At 56.8% G+C, this 16,580-nt stretch carries 16 protein-coding genes and 1 tRNA gene; 5 read left to right on the top strand and 12 right to left on the bottom strand.

Annotation, left to right across the window (positions count from 1 at the left end; all coding sequences use genetic code 11):
- Nucleotides 1-801: 801 nt before the first annotated feature.
- From DRET_RS05060 to mqnC, 3 genes are all read right to left on the bottom strand, one after another.
- Nucleotides 802-877, bottom strand: a tRNA-Lys gene (locus DRET_RS05060).
- 117 nt (nt 878-994) lie between these two features.
- On the bottom strand, nt 995-2,221 hold the full coding sequence (locus tag DRET_RS05055) for a M24 family metallopeptidase (RefSeq protein WP_015751447.1): 1,227 nt from the start codon (nt 2,219-2,221) through the stop codon (nt 995-997).
- Between the two features lie 72 nt (nt 2,222-2,293).
- Nucleotides 2,294-3,343 carry a cyclic dehypoxanthinyl futalosine synthase gene (gene mqnC, locus DRET_RS05050; RefSeq protein ID WP_041281913.1) on the bottom strand — a complete coding sequence of 350 codons (1,050 nt, stop codon included), beginning with the start codon at nt 3,341-3,343 and terminating at the stop codon, nt 2,294-2,296.
- Nucleotides 3,344-3,836: 493 nt separating this feature from the next.
- Between mqnC and DRET_RS05045 the strand changes: the two genes are divergently transcribed.
- On the top strand, nt 3,837-4,307 hold the full coding sequence (locus DRET_RS05045) for a YkgJ family cysteine cluster protein (protein ID WP_015751445.1): 471 nt from the start codon (nt 3,837-3,839) through the stop codon (nt 4,305-4,307).
- A 31-nt stretch (nt 4,308-4,338) separates the two neighbouring features.
- Here DRET_RS05045 and DRET_RS05040 read toward each other — a convergent pair whose 3' ends face one another.
- Complete coding sequence (locus DRET_RS05040) at nt 4,339-4,788, bottom strand: metal-dependent hydrolase (RefSeq protein WP_015751444.1); 450 nt, start codon at nt 4,786-4,788, stop codon at nt 4,339-4,341.
- 92 nt (nt 4,789-4,880) lie between these two features.
- Here DRET_RS05040 and DRET_RS05035 point away from each other — a divergent pair, with 92 nt between their 5' ends.
- Both DRET_RS05035 and DRET_RS05030 read left to right on the top strand, forming a co-directional pair.
- Entirely contained in the window at nt 4,881-5,264 is a 384-nt protein-coding gene (locus tag DRET_RS05035; protein WP_012813890.1) for a helix-turn-helix domain-containing protein, read from the top strand.
- A complete protein-coding gene (locus tag DRET_RS05030) occupies nt 5,261-6,154 on the top strand; it encodes an IS3 family transposase (protein ID WP_012813891.1) in 894 nt (297 codons plus the stop codon). The genes DRET_RS05035 and DRET_RS05030 overlap by 4 nt, the downstream gene beginning before the upstream one ends.
- A gap of 168 nt (nt 6,155-6,322) precedes the next feature.
- Here the strand turns inward: DRET_RS05030 and DRET_RS05025 are convergent, their stop codons facing one another.
- The 5 genes from DRET_RS05025 to coaE form a co-directional block, all read right to left on the bottom strand.
- Entirely contained in the window at nt 6,323-7,549 is a 1,227-nt protein-coding gene (locus DRET_RS05025) for an ISL3 family transposase (protein WP_015751006.1), read from the bottom strand.
- A gap of 309 nt (nt 7,550-7,858) precedes the next feature.
- A complete protein-coding gene (locus DRET_RS05020; protein ID WP_015751443.1) occupies nt 7,859-9,031 on the bottom strand; it encodes a SufB/SufD family protein in 1,173 nt (390 codons plus the stop codon).
- Nucleotides 9,032-9,050: 19 nt separating this feature from the next.
- Nucleotides 9,051-9,809, bottom strand: a complete 759-nt coding sequence (locus tag DRET_RS05015; protein ID WP_015751442.1) for an ABC transporter ATP-binding protein — start codon at nt 9,807-9,809, stop codon at nt 9,051-9,053.
- 170 nt (nt 9,810-9,979) lie between these two features.
- Nucleotides 9,980-10,723: a rhomboid family intramembrane serine protease gene (locus tag DRET_RS05010; protein ID WP_015751441.1), complete on the bottom strand. Its 744-nt coding sequence runs from the start codon at nt 10,721-10,723 to the stop codon at nt 9,980-9,982.
- A gap of 242 nt (nt 10,724-10,965) precedes the next feature.
- Complete coding sequence (gene coaE, locus DRET_RS05005) at nt 10,966-12,609, bottom strand: dephospho-CoA kinase (RefSeq protein ID WP_015751440.1); 1,644 nt, start codon at nt 12,607-12,609, stop codon at nt 10,966-10,968.
- Nucleotides 12,610-12,702: 93 nt separating this feature from the next.
- Here coaE and upp point away from each other — a divergent pair, with 93 nt between their 5' ends.
- Nucleotides 12,703-13,329 carry a uracil phosphoribosyltransferase gene (gene upp, locus DRET_RS05000; RefSeq protein ID WP_015751439.1) on the top strand — a complete coding sequence of 209 codons (627 nt, stop codon included), beginning with the start codon at nt 12,703-12,705 and terminating at the stop codon, nt 13,327-13,329.
- Between the two features lie 121 nt (nt 13,330-13,450).
- Nucleotides 13,451-14,686, top strand: a complete 1,236-nt coding sequence (locus DRET_RS04995; protein WP_015751438.1) for a uracil-xanthine permease family protein — start codon at nt 13,451-13,453, stop codon at nt 14,684-14,686.
- Between the two features lie 219 nt (nt 14,687-14,905).
- Here the strand turns inward: DRET_RS04995 and DRET_RS04990 are convergent, their stop codons facing one another.
- The 3 genes from DRET_RS04990 to DRET_RS04980 form a co-directional block, all read right to left on the bottom strand.
- Complete coding sequence (locus DRET_RS04990; RefSeq protein ID WP_015751437.1) at nt 14,906-15,103, bottom strand: heavy-metal-associated domain-containing protein; 198 nt, start codon at nt 15,101-15,103, stop codon at nt 14,906-14,908.
- A 108-nt stretch (nt 15,104-15,211) separates the two neighbouring features.
- On the bottom strand, nt 15,212-15,943 hold the full coding sequence (gene hisA, locus DRET_RS04985; RefSeq protein WP_015751436.1) for a 1-(5-phosphoribosyl)-5-[(5-phosphoribosylamino)methylideneamino]imidazole-4-carboxamide isomerase: 732 nt from the start codon (nt 15,941-15,943) through the stop codon (nt 15,212-15,214).
- Complete coding sequence (locus DRET_RS04980) at nt 15,940-16,575, bottom strand: hypothetical protein (RefSeq protein WP_015751435.1); 636 nt, start codon at nt 16,573-16,575, stop codon at nt 15,940-15,942. The genes hisA and DRET_RS04980 overlap by 4 nt, the downstream gene beginning before the upstream one ends.
- Nucleotides 16,576-16,580: the final 5 nt, after the last annotated feature.

Raw genomic sequence — 16,580 nt, 5'->3', positions numbered from 1 at the left:
TTCCTGGAACGCATTCGGCAATGCCCAAAAAAATTTTTCCCGCCCAACCCCACAGAAGGTGCCTGATGCGAAGTACACGACACTCAGCCACAGGGGAGGGCGGCAAATAACTGTTTTCTTAAAATTGATCCTTCTGCGCGACGGCCATTGACCTGGAACCAGAAGAAGACCCCCAAGGTGGTCGGCCCGCCGCAGGGAAAAATCCAAGGTATCATGCTCTAACGCACTGAAATAGCATAGATACCTTCATACTCTCACTGACTGCTGGCACACAGCACCATACAGTCTGCACAATGAAATCAAGGATCGACAGAAAAAAAACTCAATATGGCAAGGGAGTTGAGAACATTCGGGACTGAACACCCTGCCGTCTGCAGGTAGGGGACATTTTGAACAGACCCTGCCCATCTGCTGCCGGACGGAGCAATGCTGTACATCATATCGGTTGCATGAAATATTTCTTTAACAGCTTTGTACTCATTCTTTGCACAGAAAGGACTTACACGGGGAGTAAACCGGATCAATTGCTGAATCACTCGAGATAGAGAAAAGGGAATCGATGGATCCTTGCCTTGGCAACGATATGTCATACAACTCGTTACCCCAAAACAAGAAAAGAGCTCCGGCAAGTCCGCAGAGAGTTTTTCGAAACAACGACAGAGCGCCATCTCTTGACCGCTTCCCCATCGTGTTAGGGGAGCCGGGCAAACACACCACACCCATCGCCCCGCATCCGGTGCCTGCGGAGCACACAACGCAAAAAGGGGCTATGACCTGTAGGTCATAACCCCTTATAATCATTGGTGGGCCACCAGGGACTCGAACCCCGAACCAACGGATTAAGAGTCCGCTGCTCTGCCAATTGAGCTAGTGGCCCAGACATGGTTCGCCGCGCCGTCCCGCGCAACGAGGGAAGTATTTATATACCACACGGAACAAAGTCAAGGAAAAAATCACTCTTTTTTCTTGGGCTCGACACGAGTCAAAAATCAGCTCAGCGGCCAACACAACAGATGTCCCATCTGGAGCCGGTCAAGGAGCGCCCCCCTTCACTGGTCACCACAAAACTGTTTTCAACCCCCACCATCCCGAGACCATCCAGGCCGATCTTCGGTTCCAGGGCCAGGACCATATTCGTCTCCAAAGGTCGATCGAATCTGGAAGCGATCACCGGCGGTTCATCAATGGCCAGACCGATCCCGTGGCCCAGGAAAGGCACCTTGTTCGCCCCAAGGCCCATGAAACCTTCTTCCCATCCCTCTTCGCGTGCCCAATTCCAGACCTCACGAAAAAGGGCGCTGGGCACAGCGCCGGGACATAATCGAGCAGCGAGCCATTTCTGAACGGCTATGCAAAAGACGTGGGCCTTGTGGGCCTGCTCCGTGACCGAATTTTCCGGCCCCGCCCAATACACTTGGGTTCTGTCGGTGTGGTAGCCTTCGAGACAAAACCCCACATCAATCACCAGCGGACTGCCGTGTTGCCAGGTCTGGCCCGCATACCCCATGTGCGGTATCGCGGGATGGGCGCCGCGCAACCCGACCGGTCCATTGAAAACCGACGGGTAATTGGCGGAGTCGCCAGCCGCGACATGCCCGAGAAAGATTTCCTCCCCGGGATTTTGCATGCGCATCATCCCTTGGTGCCCCCGCTCGAACATCGCCTGCCACAGCGCAACTGCGATGTCGCGCTCGCTCATCCCAGGGTGCAAAATCCCCGGAAGGTCATTGAGCAACACCGCTTCGTGACGGCTCCCAGCCAGCGCCATTTTCCGCAATTCCCACTCCGACTTGACGGCCTTGGCCTGATGCAAGATCTGGTCGCCATCCACAAACCGGTGGTCCGGAAGGCGGCTAGCGAACATCTCCCCCAAGGTCCAGGTCAGACCGCTTTTTTCAACAGCAAGAATTTCGGACAACGGGGTCCCGAAGTGCTGCAACTGCCCTGGGATGTCCCGAAAAGACCCGAACCGTCCCAGGCGGAGCCCCGGCGCTTCCAAAGCGGCTCGATCTGCCCCCTTACGGGCCAGAAAAACGGGGTCGCCCTCAGCTGGCAGCCAAAAAACGCCGTTTCCCCAATGGCCGCTTAAATAATAGATATTCGGGCGCGAAAAAACCAGCATCCCCCCGCATTCGGGGTGCTGTTCGCGAAGCAATGCCTGGCACCGTTGCCACCGCCAGGCCAACTCAGTATCAGGAATGCACTCCAAGGCAGCATACATACAGGATGTCTCCACTTGTTTCTCGCATCCATCCCGGGACGGCACCATCCCCTGGGGCAGGACACACTCCGTCTACCTTTCAGCGGGGATGTCCTCGGTTAACAGGGTGTAATCCATGCGCCGCCGGCGCGGGACAAACCCGGCTCGTTCAACAATATTCCGGATCGTTGTTTCCGGCAGACGAAAATGGACCCCAGCCGCAGCAACCACATTTTCTTCAATCATGGTCGATCCAAAATCATTGGCGCCCCAAAACAGGGCCAATTGCCCTATAAGCGGTCCCTGCGTGACCCATGAGGCCTGGATATTGGGAATATTATCCAGGTACAAACGGGCCAGGGCCAGGAATTTGAGATACTCGTGAGAGGAGGTCTCGGTGCGGTGGATCTGGGTATTGCGGGGCTGGAAGGTCCACGGGATAAACGCGGTGAAACCATGGGTCCGGTCCTGCAGCGCCCGAAGCGCTTCCAGATGTTCCAACCGCTCGTCAAACCGCTCCCCCTGTCCGAACATCATGGTTGCGGTGGTCTGCAGTCCCTGATTGTGCGCCTCTTCCATAACCGCCAGCCATTGCGCCGCCGAACACTTATTGGGGGAAACCTCGTTGCGCATGCGGTCGGTCAGGATCTCCGCGCCGCCCCCGGGAATGGAATCAAGCCCGGCCTGCTTGAGTTCAGCGACAATCTCAGTTAGAGAGCGGCCTTCATTTTCGGCCAGGAACCAGATTTCCGGCGGAGAAAAGCCGTGGACTGCCACCTGGGGAAAGCGTTGCTTCAGAAACCCCAGCATGTCTTGGTAAAAGGCCAGCGGCAAGTCGGGGTGCATGCCCCCCTGCAACAGAATCTGGTAGCCGCCGACATCCACGGTCTCTTGGACTTTCTGCTCGAGTTGCGCGAGACTGAGGACAAATCCCTGGCTATGGCCAGGGGGGCGAAAAAAGGCACAGAACTTACACCCAGACACACATATATTGGTGTAGTTGATATTTCTGTCGACGATATACGTCACAGTCGGGTCTGGATGGAGGGCCCAACGGCGGTCATGGGCCATACGCCCCAGTTCAAAAAGATCGTGCGAATCCCACAGGCGTTGCGCCGCCTCGGGCGTCATTCGTTCAGACATGGCATTTCCAATGGTTCGTAAGTCACGTGCGGTTATGGCATGCGGCGGGGAGGCCCGCACATTGGCCGATTGGTCCGCCCCTGACGACACTACCGGGAGGTCCCGGCCGCTTCGTGTCCTTTGGCTAGCGACTCCCCGAGATGGGGTCAATCGTTTTCCGAGGCTCTCGCATCGGTACCCAACTCACGCCCTTTGCCCAGGCCGGGAGAACAATTCCAGCCCCGGGGGCATGGACTACCCAGCCCCTAAACTGACACGGGGCTGGGATTGGGAAACCGGCCTGGAAGTTGCCTTGAGCGCACCAAGAGCCCCTTGCTTCCAGAATACACTTCAAACGGCAATGTTGGGCTTTGTCTAGGGATTCCCGCCTACGCTCTTTTTCCAGGCCGGGAGAACAATTCCAGCCCCGGGGGGCATGGACACCCAGCCCCCTTAATGGACACGAGATTATAAACTCGTGTTGGTACACTCAGAAAGACAAGCGAGCCTCTATATGTCCCACTTGGTTGAAGCATTTGTTTGTCAGATGTGCGGCAGCTGCTGCCACGGCGAAGGCGGTATCGTGGTCGATGGCGACGACCTGGTTCGCCTCGCCGCCCATCTTGGAATCGCACCGGCACGATGTGCCGAACTCTATACCCGGGCCAAAGGGGAAAAACGCGTTTTGACCTCTTCAGCCGAAGGCGCCTGCGTCTTTTTTCGCGAAGGCCAGGGGTGTTCTGTCCATGTGGCCAAACCCTCTATTTGCCGAGCGTGGCCGTTTTTCCGGGGCAATCTGCTCGATCCCCTGAGTTGGGAACTCGCTCAAGAAGCGTGCCCGGGCATTAACGCCGAGGCCGGCCATGCCGAATTCGTCCGCCAGGGCTGGACGTATCTCCAGCAAAACGGCCTGCTCAAGCCCCGGCGGGACGACACCGCTAACGCCCTGGTCATCGCGGCTCAAGACCTCCCCTATTCGCTCTGATGGCGCGCAAGTGGTTGCCGTATGCAGGGCCCTACCAGCGACGATCGAGGAGCAGGTGCGTCAGGTAGCCAAGGACCGCAGCACCGTAATAGGGCAACACCGCTGGCACCTGCTTGTCCCAGACAAGACTGGGAACGACAAGAAGGGGCAATGGCACGGCCAGCATCGCCCACCAGGTGTGGGTCCACCCCCGGTGATGATCGATCGCCGGGAGCATGGCGCACAACCCCAACAGGGCCGCAAGCTTGGCGTACCCGCGAACAAGGAGAGCTACGTCCACAACCACCAGCAGACCGTAATACAGCCGGCGTCCTTTGGAATCCGTGTCCACGTCAGGAAACAGGGCCGCCACCACTGCCACAGCAATCAGCACAACGGCCATCTGCGGTGCCGGCACATACCATCCCTTTTCGATACCCAGGGCCAGGGCGCCGCTGGCTGCCACTCCTGCCGCAATCACGTGTGTCTTATATCCCGGCACCGCACACCCATCTTCCTGGTCCGGGTTACAGTTTTGTTGGACACTGATTTGGGACAATGGCACCACCGCCTCAAACCCAAGGAGATGTCCTTATGTCGCAACGGTCTGATCAGGAAACCGGTAGCTGCCCGGGGGCCGCGGCCCCCGGGCAGCAGCAAAAAAACCAAAAGCCTCAGCGTATCTCCGCCAAAATGAAGACCAGGGTCGTACAACGGGTAATGCGAGGTGAAAGCCTGGAGCTTTTGGCCCGAGAATTCGGCACCTCTGTCGCCAAGGTCTCGCAGTGGCGAGATGAATTTATCCAGGCTGGCGAAGAGGCTATGAAAAAAGATCGCGGTTCGGATGAAAAAGACCGCAAAATCGCAAACTTGGAGCAGAAGCTGGGTGAAACCACCATGGACTACGAGCTTCTGCAGGACAAGGTCAGGCGCCTGGAGCAAAAGCGCCCTTTGGCCCGGAGGAAGTCGAAGAAATGAGCCAGGCCGTTTCGGCTTCCACGGGAAAGGCCTACACCATGCGCCGAGTCTGCAGGGTATGGAGAATACCCCGCTCTACTGTCTATCATAGGTTGCAGCAAAGCAAGCAGTGCTCATCACGTCCCCGCGGCCCCAAGGCTTTTTATTCCGATGCTGAGCTAGTTGCCCATATTAAGGATCTTCTCGAACAATCCCCTTTTCACGGGGAGGGGTATCGAAAAATCTGGGCCCGCCTCCGGTTGCAGGATATACGCACCTCCCCGCGCCGTGTGTTGAGGGTGATGCGAGAAAATAACCTGCTGGTTTTCCAAAATACCAGCATACATCCTGGACCCAAGGCGCACGATGGAACGATTACCCAAGAAAGCAGTCATGTTATGTGGGGAACAGACATGACCAAGGCGTACACCATCCGTGATGGGTGGGTGTCTGTTTTCGGTGCTGTAGACCATTTCTCAGCAGCTTGCATGGGCCTGCATGCAGCAAAGCCAGGGACTCGTTTCGAAGCGGTTGAGCCAGTGCGTCAGGGCGTTCGTGAGGCCTTTGGCGCTATCGAACAACACATGGCGCAGGGAATTACGATGCGGCATGATTGTGGGTCGCAATACCTCTCCAAGGTCTTCCAGGATGAGTTGCGATTTCTTGGGTTCACCATATCCCCGGCGTTCGTACGTTCACCGCAATGCAATGGTTGCATTGAACGCTTTTTCCGGACCCTCAAGGAAAATCTGCTTTGGGTGCGGTCCTTTCAGGATATAGAGGAACTCAGCCAAGCGCTTCAGGAGTTCAAAGAGCAGTACAACACGCAATGGCTTATTGGCAGGCACGGCTACCAGACGCCCTACCAGGTATTAGCAAGCCACAGGCCTCAACAAGGTTTAGCAGCCTGATTTTTGTGTTTATGTGTGTCCAAAATCTGTTGACCGGTACATTCCATGCAGATCAATTGAAATGTGTCAAACACCGCGTTGCGCAATCAACGGCAGATGTCTAAAAATGAGGGTCTTGTTTTGCCCTTGGGGTTTTTGAACAACCAGCAGTATAAAGAAATTGGTTCCTCACACAAATCTGTGCATAATTTGGGGTTCAGGTAGCCCGCCCATGCAATGGTACAGATTCCGGATGTAGTTCTTGGCCGACCTGAACCCGTATGCTCTGTGACTAATGACTTTAGCCTTATTGTTGAGGCCTTCCACCGAGCCATTGCTGATGGGCATGTCGAAATAACTGAGAATATTTTCTTCTTTGCGGCGCAGCATCCAAGCAAAATTTCGCATTGGCTTCAGCCTGGAATGCGTCGCCCACCAGAACCACTTGTCGAGGAAATCTTTGGCTGAAGTCCTGCACTCATACGACCAGAACTGGCGAAATGATTCCTTGAGTAAATACGCCCTGTTGATTTTGAGATTGAGTTTTTCCAGTGCACTCAACCGAGATGCCTGCTTGTCAGTCAGGTTCCACGGGTTCTTGAGCCAGATATATCGGGTGTCTTTAACCAGATCCTTGTGCTTTTGGCCCTTCTCCCGGATCTCGTCTCTACGGACCTGGTCAACGGCTTCATTGAGATGCCGGACAATGTGGAATTTGTCGAAGACCATCGTCGCTTTCGGGGCCTTGTCTTGAATGACCTGGGTATACGGCTCCCACATGTCGCAACAGACCCCTTCAAGCTTATCGATCTTGCTAGGGCCAAGCGAGGTGAAGAAGTTGGTAATTGTTGCCTTTGTCCGTTTTTCCCCGCTCCATACGAGTCTGGAGGTATTCAGGTCGTAGACATTGGTTAGGTATACTTGGCCCTTTTCTCGGGAGATTTCGTCAATCCCAATGTGCGTCAGATTCGAGAGATCTTGATGGGCCAGACCATACTCGACAATCTGGTCAACAGCAGCGGCCACGGTACCCCAGGAGCAACCAAAAAGCTGTGCTACATGTTTCCAGGGCAGTAACCGGGCCCACGAAGCCAGGAAGTGGGCAAAAGCCGTTGTGAACCGATGTTTGCCAGTGCTCCAGGGGAAATACTCCACCTTGACGCCGCAATGTCCGCACCGAACTCTGCGGGGGCTGTACCGGAGCCATACAGGGATCCCCCAAAGAGGGACATGGCGAAAATAGCGACTTGTAAGGGTATCCCGATACTTGGCAGCGCTACCGCAGCGGCTGCAAAAGAGCAGATGACGCCGGTCTGGGGCTATATCTACGGTGATCCCGCTCGTATCACCCTGAACCCGACCGACACGAAATCCTTGAATATCCAGCGTCAATTTGGTTAACTGGGACACGAGCATGAGTTCCTCCTGGGTGATAGGTTTGTGTGGTAACTACCTAACTACCCGAGAGGGCTCATGCTTTTCAAGTTTTTGGCCTCAAGTCAGGCACAGATTTGTGTGAGGAACCAAGAAATTTTGGTTCTTTGACGGATCCTGTGGATTTTTGGAGTTTGCCGTCTGAAATTCCGTGCCCTGTGACGAAGAGCCGAAATTTTCAAGAATCAGCTCAGCATCCAATGAGGAACAGGGACTGTCCTCCCGAAGAGAACAGCCCCTGTCAATCCAAACATATCCAGCGGCTTCAAGCCGCCTGTCCAGGACCGGACGTTAAAACATTTCTTCACCGCTTTCCTCGATCGTCTTTTCGATCATCTGTTGCAGCTCATCCGGCAGTCCGGAGACGTCCATGTTCAAAAAGCCCCGGACAATGGTCGATGTGGCCTCGTCTTCATCAAGGCCGCGGGCCATGAGGTATTCGATCTCCTCCTGGGCGATCTTGCCGACCGCAGCTTCGTGGGAGAGTTCCACGCCAGTGACCGACCCTTCGAGTTCCGGGATAGCGTGAATGACACCGTCTTCGAGAATCAGCCCCTTGCATTCCAAATGGCCACGGGCCGGAACGGCATTGCCGACGATGTGCCCCGGAGCAACAATCGTCCCGCCGGTGGTAATGGTCCGGGAAATGATCTCCCCGCGGGTATGCGGAGCATTGAGAACGATCCGGCTGCCGCTGTTGATATACGACCCCGGAGGCGCCACAAGAACCGAGTTGAAGGTCGCTACACCGTTTTCCCCATTAAGGTAAACTGTCGGATAGGACTGCACGGAATAGACAGGCTTCATGAGTACATAATTATTCATGAATACCCCGTCTTCCTCGACAATGCCCACCGTACGCGGCCGCACCTTCACCTGTTCGCCCCAGTTATGGACCATGGTAAAGGTCAGTTTCCCGCCTTTCTTGACATAGAACTCGGAGACGCCCAGGTGCAATGCATTCTGCACCCCGTGGGAAACAGCGCATCCGGTGATGATATGCAGTTCGGAGTCCTCTTCAACGACGATAATGTTGTGGACATTCTGCCCGACATTCTCACCTTTGATAAACAGACAGGACTGCACCGGATCAAGGATTTTAGCCCCTTTCTCGGTCCGGATAAAATAACCGCCGTGCAATTTCTCAGCCACGGCCTGCGTGTATTCGTCCTTGTTCTTGTCCACGGCCTGAAAATAGTAGTCGGGCAAGCCGTCGTATTTTTCAAGGGCCTGCTTGATATCCAGGACCTCCACGCCGGGTTGGCACGAGGAGCAGTGGACCTGGGATTGGTTGACATGGAGATAGGTGCCGCTACGCCCTTCCTCTGAAACATCGACACCAGACATCAACAGCTGCTGCTTGTCCTCATCGCTCATATGCCGAAGATCGGTGATTCCCCCGGTATCCGGTCCCTCAAACGTATATGTATTGATATCGACTTGTTCTCTGTCGTCTCGGCGCATGGGACATTCCCCCTCGAGTTTAGTTCAGGCAGCGCACGCATTCCTGATAGCCGTACTGGCTGACATGATCCAGAATATCCCGGGGCCGGGCTTCGCAGCATAAGACGCCGTCGTACATGACCTTGCCGCGATCGGCATTGATGTAATCCAGAATATAGCCCGTGTGAGTGATAATCAGCCCGGAGGTCTGGCGCTGGGCCTTGAGCTCCTTCATGCTCATGTCCGAGCGCGGCTGGAGATCACCCTGCAACAGGTCCCGGACCGTCTTCCCGATCAATTTCATGTTTTCCAGGTCCACACCGGATTCCGGTTCATCAAACAAAAGCAGCTTGGGCTCCTGGGACATGAGCTGCAACAGCTCAGAGCGCTTGATTTCCCCGCCGGAAAAGCCAGCATTGATGTCCCGGTCCAGAAATTGCTCAAAATTGACCTTGCGCGCCAGATCCTCGACATCGCGCTCACGCCCTTGAGCGCACAATTCAACCAGTTGGCGCGTCTTCAGGCCATGGATGGTCGGAGGGCGCTGGAACGACATGCCGATTCCCAACTTGGCCCGCTCATGGACCGGCCAGCTGGTGATATCTTCACCACGGAACAGGATTTTGCCCTTGGTAACCTTGTATCCGGCAAACCCCATCAAGGTCATCAGCAGGGTCGTTTTCCCCGACCCGTTCGGCCCAAACAAAATAAACGTCTCCCCGTCGGCGATTTCCAAATCGACGCCCTTGAGCACCTCTTTGTCCCCAACGGAAACGTGCAGATTCACCAGTCGCAACATAGGATTTCCCCTTTCTCGCTAGAGCAATATGGGAACGCGGTGGTTCCACTTCCACGCCGGTGACCAGCGCGATTTCCATCAATTTTTTATGGTAAGGCAGACAATATGGAAAGTCTAGAGCACTGCAGGTGCTGTAGTGCGGGCGGAGCCTTGTCCGGCAACGTTTGCAACTAATCGAAACGGAACGAATCGCCACCGCCCCGTCCGCCCCTGCTCCGGGAATGGCAATAATAACACCGTGACGGAACCCGGAACAAGGGGATCAGCAACATCCCGACCACAAACCCGCCGGCATGGGCCCACCAGGCGACGCCAGCGCCTGAGCCGCCCTCCATGCCGGAAAAAACGCCGGAGAGCAACTGCATAAAAAACCACACCCCCAAAAATACCAACGCTGGCAGATCAATAAAATAAGGGATGAAAAAGATGGGAATAAGCGTCAGCACCCGGGCGTGGGGATACAATAACAAATAGGCCCCCATAACCCCGGCAATGGCTCCGGAAGCCCCAACCACAGGCACAGACGAATCGGTATAAAAAAACAGATGCGCTCCCAGGGCCCCCAGTCCGCACAGCAGGTAGAAGACGATAAATCGGCCGGGCCCCATGACATCTTCGACATTGTCGGCAAAAACCCACAGAATCCACATATTGATCAGGAAATGAAACCAGCCGCTGTGTAAAAACATATGGGTAAAAAACGGCAGGATCCCTCCGGCCGGATATCCCATCCACTGGGCCCATTCCGGATGGAAATAGCGCGCCGGAACGACCCCCAGGACATGGAAAACCCGGACCAGATCGGATTGGCTCAGCCCCATTTCAAACAGAAAAAACAGGAGGTTGACCCCGATGATGCACCAAACCGCAATCGGACGGTGCAAACGTGGAACATAATCGCGAAGTGGGAACATGAATGTGTCGTCTTTGGCTGAAGTGCCGGAAGCAAGCCCCGGTCAAGGGAGGCGATAGACCTCGTAAGCGCTGAGTTGGCTGAATCCGTTCGCGGATCGGTCACAGTTCCAGGGAGGACAAAAAACGGTCAAAATCACAATGCCCCCGGGCAATTTCGCTTCATATCAAGGGGCACAGGGAATTGTAGGGACGAATATGACCTTTGTGCCGCCTCGCCGCCACAGGGAATTTTCGCCGGCTCTCACGGGTCGAGAACGGCCCTGCTGTGCCGGTAGACTTGCAAGTCCTGCCACAAAGACCGTATCTGCCGCAAGCGGCGTCTGCGGAGCAATTCCATAAGCATCTCCGCCCGCCGGGCCAACATATGCCTGTCCTCATCATTGGGCACTATAAACTGACAGCGGGACAGTTTGGCCCTCGGCGTCCACTGCCAGGACTCCAACCCGGAAAGCATGCTCTCGGACCAGCCACGCGACGCCTGGAGACGGGCACGACGAACCCGGCGGGAACAATGCACCCCCACGACCACATCAAATTCCCTGGCTGCGGACCACCCAGCCTCAAAAAGCAATGGCGCTTCCGCTACAGCCAATCGGAAATTTCCGGTCTGCGTCCAGAACGCCTCCAGCCGGTGTCGGACCAGGGGATGGATCAGCTCTTCGACCTCGCGGTGCAGTCCCGGCCGGGATTGCATCCGGGCCAGCAAGGCTTTTTTATCCACTCCGCCGCTGTCGTCCAGGATTTCGTCGCCGAAGCGGCGCGCCAACAAGTCCGCCCCGTCGCCTCCCGGAGCATAGAGCGCCCGCACTTCCTGATCCGCGCTCCAGGTCAACACACCACGGTCGCTCAGTTCGCTGAGCAAGGCTGATTTGCCGCAGCCAGGCATCCCGGTCAGACCAACCCGCTGGACACGCCTGCCGCATCCGAGAACAAGCCGCCACATCGCCTTGGGCATGGCCTGCTCGCAACACACCATTCGCCCGCTCCGGGGATGGGGAAATGCCAGGCGCCACGCGTGGAGCATATGGTGTTTGGCCAAACGGGCCAAAAGGGGACGGCTGCGCTGAAATGCGGCCTGGGCCTGGGGACCATAGAGCGCATCTCCGACCAGAGGAAAACCCAGATACGCCATATGGACCCGGATCTGATGGGTTCGCCCGGTCAAAATGCGCACTCGAAGCAGGCTGACCCTGCCATCCGGACTGGTCCAGACCCTTTTGAAGCGTGTCAGGGCCTCCTTGCCCCCGCGAGGAACGACGGCCATACGGATCTTGCTTTGCGGGTCCCGACCCAGGGGATGATCCACCGTGCCTTCGGCCTCAGGGCGTCCATGGACAAGCGTCAGATACTCCTTGTCCACCTCCCGTCTGGCAAAACTCCGCGTCAGTGCCAGCCGGGCGGATTCATTGAGGGCCACGGTGAGCAGGCCTGAAGTATCCTTGTCCAAACGGTGGACCACGCCGGGACGCTCCCCGTCAAAGCGGGCGAGTTCCGGATACAACGCTGCCAGATGGTGAACCAGGGTTCCGGATTCACACCCGGTGCCGGGATGGACCGTGACTCCGGCCGCCTTGTTCACGACCACCACATCCGGATCGCTGTAGACCACCTCGACCGGGCCGACTTCGGGCTTGATCCCGCTCTGCAGAGACGGGGCCAGCAGGACCACTTTTTGACCATTGAGGACTTTGGTTTTGCCCTGCAGGCACAGTGCCCCTGCGACTCGCACCCGTTCCTGCCGAATCCACTGGCTGATCCGAGAGCGGGAGACGCCCAGATCGGCAAGACGGTCACTCAAAAACTTATCCAACCGTTTTCCGGCCTCGCCTGCCTCAACGACAAAGGCGTGCTCTTCTTGAACATCGTTTGGGACCCTGTGACGCAAACTTGACCCCTATAGTCCTACCCGATATGAAGGAGAAATTTTTTGTGCTTCGGGAGAAATTTCCAAAGTTTTCTATCCGTAAAGGAGCGAGCCGTGTCCGTATATGTGGTCCAACATCCCCTGGTCAAACACAAACTGGGGTTGATGCGGCAGAACAACATCAGCACCAAGGATTTTCGGGATCTGGCCTCCGAAGTCGCCCGACTGTTGACCTACGAGGCCACCCAGGATCTCGAAACCGAAACCAAAACCATCCAGGGCTGGGCCGGGCCTGTGGATATTGAGTGCATCAAAGGGAAAAAGATCACCCTCGTTCCCATCCTTCGCGCCGGGCTGGGCATGCTCGACGGGGTCCTGGACCTCATTCCCGGAGTCAAGGTCAGTGTTGTTGGGCTCTACCGCAACGAGGAAACGTTGGAACCGGTGAGCTATTACGTCAAACTGGCCAGCAACATCCATGAACGCATGGCCCTTATTCTGGACCCCATGCTGGCCACAGGCGGCAGTTTGAGCGCGACCATCGATTATCTCAAACAAGCCGGCTGCACTCAGATCCGTGGTCTTTTCCTCGTGGCCGCCCCGGAAGGCATCGAGCGCATCCAGCGAGAGCATCCCGATGTGGACATCTACGTCGCCGGTGTGGACGAGCGACTCGATGAAAACGGCTACATCCTGCCCGGTCTCGGGGACGCAGGAGACAAGATCTTCGGCACCAAATAAGACACGCTCAAGCGTGTCTTTTTTCGTATCGCTGCGAAGGGATCACCTGCTGGTGGCCCGGCCCCGCAGCCGAGGAACTGCGATTCGCCAACCCTTTACACTACGAGGAGACCTCCGGCCTATGTCCTCAGATACCGCTTACCACTTCCGCTTCAAAGACGGCCTCGTCGGGGCCCAGATGTTGTTCGTGGCCTTCGGCGCTCTGGTTCTCGTTCCCTTACTGACCGGACTGGATCCCAATGTTGCCTTGTTCACCGCCGGGGTGGGAACGCTTATTTTCCAGTTCGTGACCAAGCGCATGGTCCCGGTCTTCCTGGCATCCTCGTTCGCGTTTATCGCCCCGATCATTTACGGCGTCGAGACCTGGGGCATTCCCTCGACCCTGTGCGGCTTGGCCGCAGCCGGGGTTGTCTACATGCTGCTGAGCCTGATCATCAAACTCAAAGGACCAGCCGCGGTCCAGCGCCTGCTGCCCTCCATTGTCACCGGTCCGGTGATCATGGTCATCGGACTTATCCTGGCTCCGGTGGCGGTCAACATGGCCATGGGCAGAACCGGAGACGGCGGCGATGTGCTTGTAGCCAAAGATATCGCGGTCATCATCTCCATGGCCTCATTGCTGACCACCGTCCTTGTCTCTCTGTTGGGCAAGGGGTTTTTCCGCCTTATCCCTATTTTATGCGGGATCATCGTTGGCTATATCCTATCGTTGACCATGGGGATTGTCGACTTCACTCCTGTCCTGGACGCCCCGTGGCTCGCTGTGCCCAATTTCACCATGCCTGAATGGAATCTCCAGGCGATCTTGTACATTATTCCCGTGGCCATCGCCCCAGCCATCGAACACTTCGGCGACGTGCTGGCCATCAGTTCAGTGACCAAGAAAAATTACCTTGACGATCCGGGTATCCACAGGACCATGCTTGGAGACGGCCTGGCGACCTCCCTCGCCTCGTTCCTCGGCGGTCCGCCGAACACCACCTATTCGGAGGTCACCGGAGCTGTGGCCCTGCTCAAGGTCTTCAACCCGGCCATCATGACCTGGGCGGCCTGCATCGCCATTGCCTTGGCCTTTGTGGGCAAAATCGGGGCCTTCTTGTTGACCATTCCGGTTCCGGTCATGGGCGGGATCATGATCCTGCTGTTCGGGACCATCATGGTCGTCGGGGTCAATTCCCTGGTCCGCTCCCAGGTCGACCTCATGGAGCCGCGCAATATGTGCATCGTGGCCCTGATCGTTGTCCTTGGTATCGGGGGCATGACCTTTCAGACCGGAGAATTCACGTTGAAAGGGATTGGTCTGGCCGGTCTGGTTGGCGTGATACTGAATCTGGTCCTGCCCAATCCGCGGCAATAACCCGCCGCTGCCCCGGATTCCGATGCATAGGTGATCCGGGGCAAGCCCTGGGAAAGACACAAAAAGCGAAAGAGAGGCCGCCTCTCTTTCGCTTTTTGTGTCACTGCGCAAGCCGCGAAGAATCGGTCGCGCACGGTATGTTTGCAGGCAACAAACGCGTCACCACGGGGATCAAGAAGCGCAACGCCTCCAAATCACAACGGATACTCCACGCCGGGACTACTCCATCTCGTATCCCGCGTCCTGGACCGCCTGCCGGATCTGGGGCTCGGGAATCTCGCCGCTTTGCTCAAACTCGACGCGCCCGGTGGACAAATCCACCTGCACGTTGGCAATGCCGTCAATGGATTCCAGGGCGTTGGTCACCGCCTGGACACAATGCTGACAGGACATTCCTTTCACTGTCACTTCCGGCATACTCCCTCCCTTGGCTGCACATTCGTGAAGAACTTTTCCAACACCCCTCGTTGCCCGTCGAAAAATCGTGTCTCTCGCCGCCTCCACAACGAAGTGGGGACCACCGCGTTAAGGTTGGCACCGAAGCCATTCCAGGGCCGCCGGAAAATCAAGCGATCCCGAATAGATCGCTTTTCCGGTAATAACGCCTGCCAGCCCCTTCTCCCGAAGCGGGTGCAGGGATTGCAAATCTTCCAAGGTAGCCACCCCGCCAGCCACGATGACCGGCAAACCGGTCGAATCGAGCAGTTCCTCCAGGGCTCGCAGATTCACACCGCTTTGCATGCCGTCGCGCGCGATATCAGTATAGACCACAAAGGCCACACCCTGAGGCTCCAGTTCCGGGACCACCTCAGCGACGCGGCGTCCGCTGTTTTCGACCCACCCTTTGGTTTTCAACCAACCGTCCTCGGCGTCCAGAGAAACGCCGATGCGTCCTGGATGGGCCCTGCACAGCGCGCGGAATGTCTCGGGTTGTTCCAGGGCCATGGTCCCGATGATCAAGCGGGCCACCCCGGCTTCAAGATATTTCTCTGCGGTGGCGGCATCCCGGATGCCGCCACCGAGTTGGACCGGGATGGTCACCTGATCGCAAATAGAGCGGATCAGGTCGTAGTTCCGGGGCATTCCGCTAAAGGCGCCGTCCAGGTCGACCACATGCAACCAGGAGGCCCCCTGCGTTTCCCAGTGACGGGAAACGGCCAGAGGATCAGGCGAAAACACGGTCACCGCGTCGGCTTTTCCTTGTTTGAGCCGAACGCATTGTCCGTCTTGAATATCCACAGCAGGAAACAGAATCATATTCCGAGCGCCTCCAGGCCCTGTCGCATGCCTTCGCGGGCCAACTCCTCGGCCCGAAGCCATTTTCCCTGGCGGTGCAGAAACCGCGGCAACGAAAACAGATTTTCGGACAGCGACTGTTGTTGTTCGTCATAGCGGTACCGTTTGCTGATCACCGCCTGCTCAACATCGATGAGGTACATCTCCATAACCACCTTGGCTGGCGCATCGCTTCCCCATTGGCCACCATGGCGCTCCTGCCAGGAAAAAATCTGGGGCACGAGCAGATAGTCCGCCGGCAGGCACCGCCCCACCTGGACCCAAAACTCAAGGGCCGACAGGCGAGTCCGGTCCGTCTCGGCAACCACTACCTCCCGACACTGGGAGGTAAGATGGGGGCCGAGCACCCGGCCCGGGAAGCGGTCATTGGTCATCTCCAGCAAGGAGGTGTTCAACTCGGAGACCATTTCCGGGGAGACTGGCTGCTCCTCAGCCTGGGAATACCCAGCGAGAAACTCCCAATTTTCCTGAGGCTGCGTGAATCCGGCCACGGCCAACCGGGAGGATTCAGGCACCGGGACGGAATCGGGAGCGCGCAGAGCGCATCCGGTCATCACAACGACACTGAGCAAGAGCAAGACGATTGCGCGCATGGCGG

It is taken from the genome of Desulfohalobium retbaense DSM 5692 (genome assembly GCF_000024325.1).
GTDB lineage: Bacteria > Desulfobacterota > Desulfovibrionia > Desulfovibrionales > Desulfohalobiaceae > Desulfohalobium > Desulfohalobium retbaense.
This window is presented reverse-complemented; position numbering and strand designations above follow the sequence as displayed.

Bases quoted from the DNA above. Each gene is read 5' to 3' on its own strand.
- DRET_RS05055 (WP_015751447.1), bottom strand. From the start codon at position 2,221: ATGTATGCTGCCTTGGAGTGCATTCCTGATACTGAGTTGGCCTGGCGG.
- mqnC (WP_041281913.1), bottom strand. From the start codon at position 3,343: ATGTCTGAACGAATGACGCCCGAGGCGGCGCAACGCCTGTGGGATTCG.
- DRET_RS05045 (WP_015751445.1), top strand. From the start codon at position 3,837: ATGTCCCACTTGGTTGAAGCATTTGTTTGTCAGATGTGCGGCAGCTGC.
- DRET_RS05035 (WP_012813890.1), top strand. From the start codon at position 4,881: ATGTCGCAACGGTCTGATCAGGAAACCGGTAGCTGCCCGGGGGCCGCG.
- DRET_RS05030 (WP_012813891.1), top strand. From the start codon at position 5,261: ATGAGCCAGGCCGTTTCGGCTTCCACGGGAAAGGCCTACACCATGCGC.
- DRET_RS05025 (WP_015751006.1), bottom strand. From the start codon at position 7,549: ATGCTCGTGTCCCAGTTAACCAAATTGACGCTGGATATTCAAGGATTT.
- DRET_RS05020 (WP_015751443.1), bottom strand. From the start codon at position 9,031: ATGCGCCGAGACGACAGAGAACAAGTCGATATCAATACATATACGTTT.
- DRET_RS05015 (WP_015751442.1), bottom strand. From the start codon at position 9,809: ATGTTGCGACTGGTGAATCTGCACGTTTCCGTTGGGGACAAAGAGGTG.
- DRET_RS05010 (WP_015751441.1), bottom strand. From the start codon at position 10,723: ATGTTCCCACTTCGCGATTATGTTCCACGTTTGCACCGTCCGATTGCG.
- DRET_RS04995 (WP_015751438.1), top strand. From the start codon at position 13,451: ATGTCCTCAGATACCGCTTACCACTTCCGCTTCAAAGACGGCCTCGTC.
- DRET_RS04990 (WP_015751437.1), bottom strand. From the start codon at position 15,103: ATGCCGGAAGTGACAGTGAAAGGAATGTCCTGTCAGCATTGTGTCCAG.
- hisA (WP_015751436.1), bottom strand. From the start codon at position 15,943: ATGATTCTGTTTCCTGCTGTGGATATTCAAGACGGACAATGCGTTCGG.
- DRET_RS04980 (WP_015751435.1), bottom strand. From the start codon at position 16,575: ATGCGCGCAATCGTCTTGCTCTTGCTCAGTGTCGTTGTGATGACCGGA.